Origin of the sequence: Sphaerobacter sp. (assembly GCF_019683595.1) — a bacterium.
GTDB lineage: Bacteria > Chloroflexota > Chloroflexia > Thermomicrobiales > Thermomicrobiaceae > Sphaerobacter.
Genome location: NZ_JADGHZ010000219.1, coordinates 1 through 5179 on the forward strand (window position 1 = coordinate 1; position 5179 = coordinate 5179).

Here is a 5179-nt window from a genome sequence, read left to right on the forward strand (position 1 = left end):
ACCGGGTACTCGGCGGCGAGCGCCGCCGCCAGGCTCCAGTCGGCCACGTGCCCGGTCCCGCCCGGGGCGCCGGGAACCCACCCCTCGACGATCAACGCGACCGGCGGCACGGGCGCGCTGAGGTACTGCTCGGCCAGCCGCCGCGCATCGGAGGGGCTGGTGCCGGGCCGCAGGCGCAGCGTCTTGATCGCCGGCCGGGCCAGCGCGGCGATCGTCTCCGGCGGCTCGTCGCCGCTCAACTGCACCAGGTCGAGGTCGAGCCGCTCGGCCAGCGCGTTCATCCGGTCTGGCGCCTCGTCGACGAAGACCCCGACCGCCCGCGGGGCCGCACCAGGCCCGTCCCGCAGCGCGGCGACGATCGCCGCGGCGACCTCGGGCGTGACCTGGCGACGGGCCGGGGCGAAGATCAGCCCGGCGAGATCGACCCCTGCGGCACGCGCCGCTCGCGCGTCCTCCGGTCGCCCCAGGCTGCAAATCTTGACCAGTCCCCGCTTCACGCCAACAGCCCTCGCAACGCGGCCTGCCGGTCGGCCGCGACCATCAACGACTCGCCGACGAGCACCGCGTGGGCGCCGGCCGCCGCGAGGCGCCGCACGTCGTCCGGACCGTGGATGCCGCTCTCGGCCACGATGACCCGGTCGCGCGGGATGCGGGGCGCCAAGCGCTCGGTCGTGCCCAGGTCAACGGTGAAAGTCCGAAGATCGCGATTGTTGATCCCAATGATCCGCGCGCCGGCCGCAAGCGCCGTGTCCAGCTCCGCCTCGTGGTGGACCTCCACCAGCGCCTGCATCCCCTGGGCATGGACCGCGTCCAGCATCTCGCCCAGCGCCTCACCGCCCAGCACGGCGACGATGAGCAGCACGGCATCGGCGCCGTACGCCCGTGCCTCGACCACCTGATACGGGTCGAGCAGGAAGTCCTTGCGCAGCACCGGCCGCGGCGTCGGGTCGGCATGGGCCAACTCGGCCACCATCGCCAGGTCCTCCAGGCTGCCCTGGAAGAAGGGCGCGTCGGTGAGCACCGAGATGGCGGCCGCGCCCGCGGCGAGGTAGTCCCGCGCCACTACGCGGGCGTCGACGCCCGCCGCCAGCGGCCCCTTCGAGGGCGAGGCGCGCTTGACCTCCGCGATCACGCGGGTCGTGGTCCCCCGTAGCGCCGCGTCGAGTGGGAGTGCGGCCGGCATCGCCCGCGCCGCCGCCTCCAGGTCCGCCAGCGGCTGAGCCGCCCGGCGCTCCGCCAGATCGGCCGCCGTCCGCTCGGCGATCCGGTCCAGGATCGTGCCCGTTTCGGTCCCCATCACGCCTCCGCCAGCCGGTGACTCAGCGCCGCCAGTTCCGTCAACTTGGCCGCCGCCGCGCCGGAGTCGATCGACTCCGCCGCCGCCTGCACGCCCTCGGCGATCGAGCCGACGGCGTCGGCCGCGTAGAGGGCGGCCGCGGCGTTGAGGAGCGTGATGGCCCGCGCCGGGCCGTTCCCGCCGTTGAGCACGTGGCGGATGATGGCGACGTTGTCCTCCACGTCGCCGCCGCGGACCGCCGACAGCGGTGCGGTCGGCAGGCCGACCTCCTCGGGCGACAGCTCGTATCGGCGAACCTCGACCCCACCGTTCACGCGCACCTCGCTCACCTGCGTGGGCGCCGAGATGCTCAGTTCATCCAGCCCGTCGTGGGAGTGGACCACCAGCGCGTGCCGCGTGCCGAGCAGGCCGAGCACGCGGGCCAGCTTGTCCGCCACCGTGGCGTCGGCGACGCCCACGATCTGGTGCTGGGCGGCCGCCGGGTTGGTCAGCGGGCCGAGCAGGTTGAACACGGTGCGGATGCCGATCTCCTTGCGCGCCGGCCCGGCATGGCGCATCGCCGGGTGGAAGACGGGCGCATACATGAAGCCGATACCGACCTCGTCGATGCAGCGCGCGACCGCGTCCGGCGTCAGATCCACGCGCACGCCCAGGCCCTCCAGCACGTCGGCCGAGCCGCAGCGGCTGGTCATGGCGCGGTTGCCGTGCTTGGCCACCCGCACCCCGGCCCCGGCCACCACGAAGGCGGCCGCGGTCGAGATGTTGAAGGTATGCGCGCCGTCGCCGCCCGTGCCGCAGGTGTCGACCAGCGCATCGGACGTGGCGCGCGGCACCGAGAGCGCGTGCCGCCGCATCGACTCAGCGAAGCCGGCGATCTCCTCTTCCGTCTCGCCACGCATCCGGAGCGCCGTCACCAGCGCGCCGATCTGCGCGCCGCTCGCCTCGCCGGTCATGATCGCGTCCATCGCCGCGACCGCTTCTTCACGCGTCAGCGTCCCGCCGTCGACAACTTTCTGGATCGCCGCTCTGACGCTCATCGCTCCCCTCCATCCATCGCGCCGACCGCGCTCACCACGCGCGTCGCACCGCCCACCACGGAAACCGCGGCCGGCGTCACGCTCAGGAAGTTGGCAAGCAGGTCCTTACCCACCTCGGTCAGGATCGACTCCGGGTGAAACTGCACCCCCTCCACCGGATAGCGCCGGTGGCGGAGCCCCATGATGACCCCGTCCTCGCTGCGCGCCGTCACCACCAGATCGTCCGGGAGGCTTGCCTCGTCCACCATCAGTGAGTGGTAGCGCGTGGCGATGAACGGGTTCGGCAGGCCGGCGAAAACCCCCCGCCCGTCGTGGCTGATCCGCGACGTCTTGCCGTGCATCAGCCGCGGTGTGCGGACAACCTGACCCCCGAACGCCACCCCGATCGCCTGGTGCCCCAGGCAGACGCCGAGGATCGGCACCTCGCCCGCCAGCTCGCGGATCAATTCGACCGAGATGCCCGCCTCGTCGGGCGTGCAGGGGCCGGGCGAGATGACCACCCGCTCCGGGCCGAGTGCTCGGACGTCGGCTACCGTCAGCGCATCGTTGCGCCGCACCACCACCTCGGCTCCCAACTCGCACAGGTACTGATAGAGGTTGAAGGTAAAGGAGTCGTAGTTGTCGATGAGCAGGATCACCGGACGCCCTCCTTCTGCTCCGCCTGGCGCGCGCCGGCGCCCCGCACGCTGTACTCCATCTGTTCGGCAAGCTCGATCGCGCGCACCAGCGCCTGCATCTTCTGCAGCGACTCGCGGTACTCCCCCTCCGGCGTGCTGTCGGCCACGATGCCGCCTCCGGCCTGGAGGTAGACGGTGCCGTCACGGACGACCATCGTGCGCAGCGTGATCGCGGCGTCGAGGTTGCCGCTGAAGCTCACGTACCCCACCGCGCCGGAGTACGGCCCGCGCTCCTCAGGCTCCAGCTCGGCGATGATCTCCATGGCGCGGATCTTCGGCGCCCCGCTGACCGTCCCGGCCGGGAAGCACGAGCGCAGCGCGTCGACCCCGACGAGCCCGTCGGCGATCTCACCCTCGACGTGGCTGACCAGATGCATGACGTGGCTGTAGCGCTCGATCTCCATCAACTGGGGCACCCGCACCGTCCCCGGTCGGGCAACCCGGCCGATGTCGTTGCGCCCGAGATCGACGAGCATGATGTGCTCGGCGTTCTCCTTCTCGTCCGCCGCCAGCTCGGCCGCCAGCGCCTCGTCCTCCTCCGGCGTCGCGCCGCGCGGCCGGGTTCCGGCGATCGGGTGCGTCGTGAGCGTCCGCCCGTCGAGCCGGACCAGCATCTCCGGCGAGGCCCCCACGATCTGCGCGTCATCGATGTTGAGGTAGTACATGTACGGGGAGGGGTTGATCTTGCGCAGCGCGCGGTAGATCGTGAACGGGTGTGCCGCGCTCGGGACCGCCAGCCGCTGGGAGAGGACGACCTGGATGATGTCCCCGGCCGCGATGTACTCCTTGGCACGCTCGACCATCCCCAGATACGTCTCACGCGCCATGTTGGGCCGGATGCGCTCGGACACCGGCCGCTCGTCCAGCGGTTCCGTGCCCAGCGGCAGGCTTGGCTCCCCACCGAGCCGCGCGACCAGCCGGTCGATCCGCTCCACCGCCTGGGCGTAGGACTCCTCCAGCGAGGTGTGCTCGTCGATATGGACGTGACTGACGACCTTGATCGTGCGCTCCAGGTGGTCGAAGACCAGCATCGTGTCGACGAACATGAAGAAGGCGTCCGGGAAGCCGAGCGGGTCGGCCGGGGCCACGGGCAGCCGCTCGAAATAGCGCACCGCCTCGTAGCTCAGGTAGCCGACCGCGCCGCCGAGGAAGCGCGGCAAACCGGGAAGCGCCACGGTGCGATACGGCTCCAGGTAGGACTGGAGCGCCACAAGCGGGTCGTCGAAGCGGCTGGTCTGCTTGTAACCCTGGAGGTTCGCGTGGGCTACCCCGTCATTCAGATACAGAGTCAGGTACGGGTCCGTCCCGATGAAGGAGTAGCGCGCCAGGCGTTCTCCGCCCTCCACGCTCTCCAGCAGGAAGGAGTACCGGCCTGTTGCTACCTTTAGATATGCCGAGACCGGCGTCTCGAGGTCGGCCATGATCTCCCGGTAGACCGGGATGATGTTGCCCTGTTCGCTCAACGCGGCGACTTCCTCCAGCGTCGGGCGGTAGCGCCCGGTGCTGGTCGCCGCTCCGTTGGGGTGTGGACGCAGATCGAGCATCCTTCATAACCCTTCACCGACCCGCCTCGCTGGCGGCGGCCGGGAGTCGCGCGGGCCAAAACCCGCCAACAAAAAAACCTCCGTCCCCGAAAGGGACGGAGGTTGAGTGCTCAACTCCGCGGTGCCACCCTTGTTGGACGCCGCTCGCGCAAGCGCCCCACTCTACGAGTACGGGACCGATCCAAGCCGATCCGATACCCAGCTCCCAGATAACGGTGGAGTCTCCGGCGCCGCCTACTGGCCGCGGGCGTACCCGCCGCGTTCGGGGCGCAACTCCCGGATCCATTCCGCGCCTGCGCTAGCACCGGTCTCACACCACCCGCCGGCTCTCTGGGCTCCGCTTCGGCGCGTACTAGTTCCGATCATCGTTGTTGCCGCTGTTTGGTTGTCTAGCGCGCAGCCTAGCAGAGCGGGCCGAGGTTGTCAAGCTCCGTGCCGGTTTCTACATGCACGACGCTGGTGCCTTGCGCGTTTGACGAGCCAGGCAGGATGTGCTGGTCTACCCGGTGGCCAAGCAACAGACCCCGATGAACTGCTAGATCTTGAGGAGCAGTTCATCCTTCCCAGCCAACAAGTCAACCGTATCAAAGTAACCGCGCTGCAACTCGGCAGCGAGCGGTTCGT

General features: G+C 70.4%; 5 protein-coding genes. All 5 read right to left on the reverse strand.

Going from position 1 to position 5179, the window contains the following annotated elements:
• The coding region (locus IRZ30_RS15445) for a phosphoribosylanthranilate isomerase (protein ID WP_294086421.1) at positions 1-497 on the reverse strand (497 nt) is incomplete at its 3' end.
• The gene (trpC, locus tag IRZ30_RS15450; RefSeq protein ID WP_294086422.1) at positions 494-1297 is read right to left on the reverse strand and encodes an indole-3-glycerol phosphate synthase TrpC; all 804 of its coding nucleotides are present in this window, start codon (positions 1295-1297) and stop codon (positions 494-496) included. The genes IRZ30_RS15445 and trpC, both read right to left, overlap by 4 nt.
• Positions 1297-2334, reverse strand: coding sequence for an anthranilate phosphoribosyltransferase (gene trpD / locus IRZ30_RS15455; protein WP_294086423.1), 1038 nt, complete (start codon positions 2332-2334; stop codon positions 1297-1299). Before trpD ends, trpC begins: the two co-directional genes overlap by 1 nt.
• Positions 2331-2972, reverse strand: coding sequence for an aminodeoxychorismate/anthranilate synthase component II (locus tag IRZ30_RS15460; protein WP_294086424.1), 642 nt, complete (start codon positions 2970-2972; stop codon positions 2331-2333). Before IRZ30_RS15460 ends, trpD begins: the two co-directional genes overlap by 4 nt.
• Positions 2969-4555, reverse strand: coding sequence for an anthranilate synthase component I (trpE, locus tag IRZ30_RS15465; RefSeq protein WP_294086425.1), 1587 nt, complete (start codon positions 4553-4555; stop codon positions 2969-2971). Before trpE ends, IRZ30_RS15460 begins: the two co-directional genes overlap by 4 nt.
• Between the last annotated feature and the right edge of the window lie 624 nt (positions 4556-5179).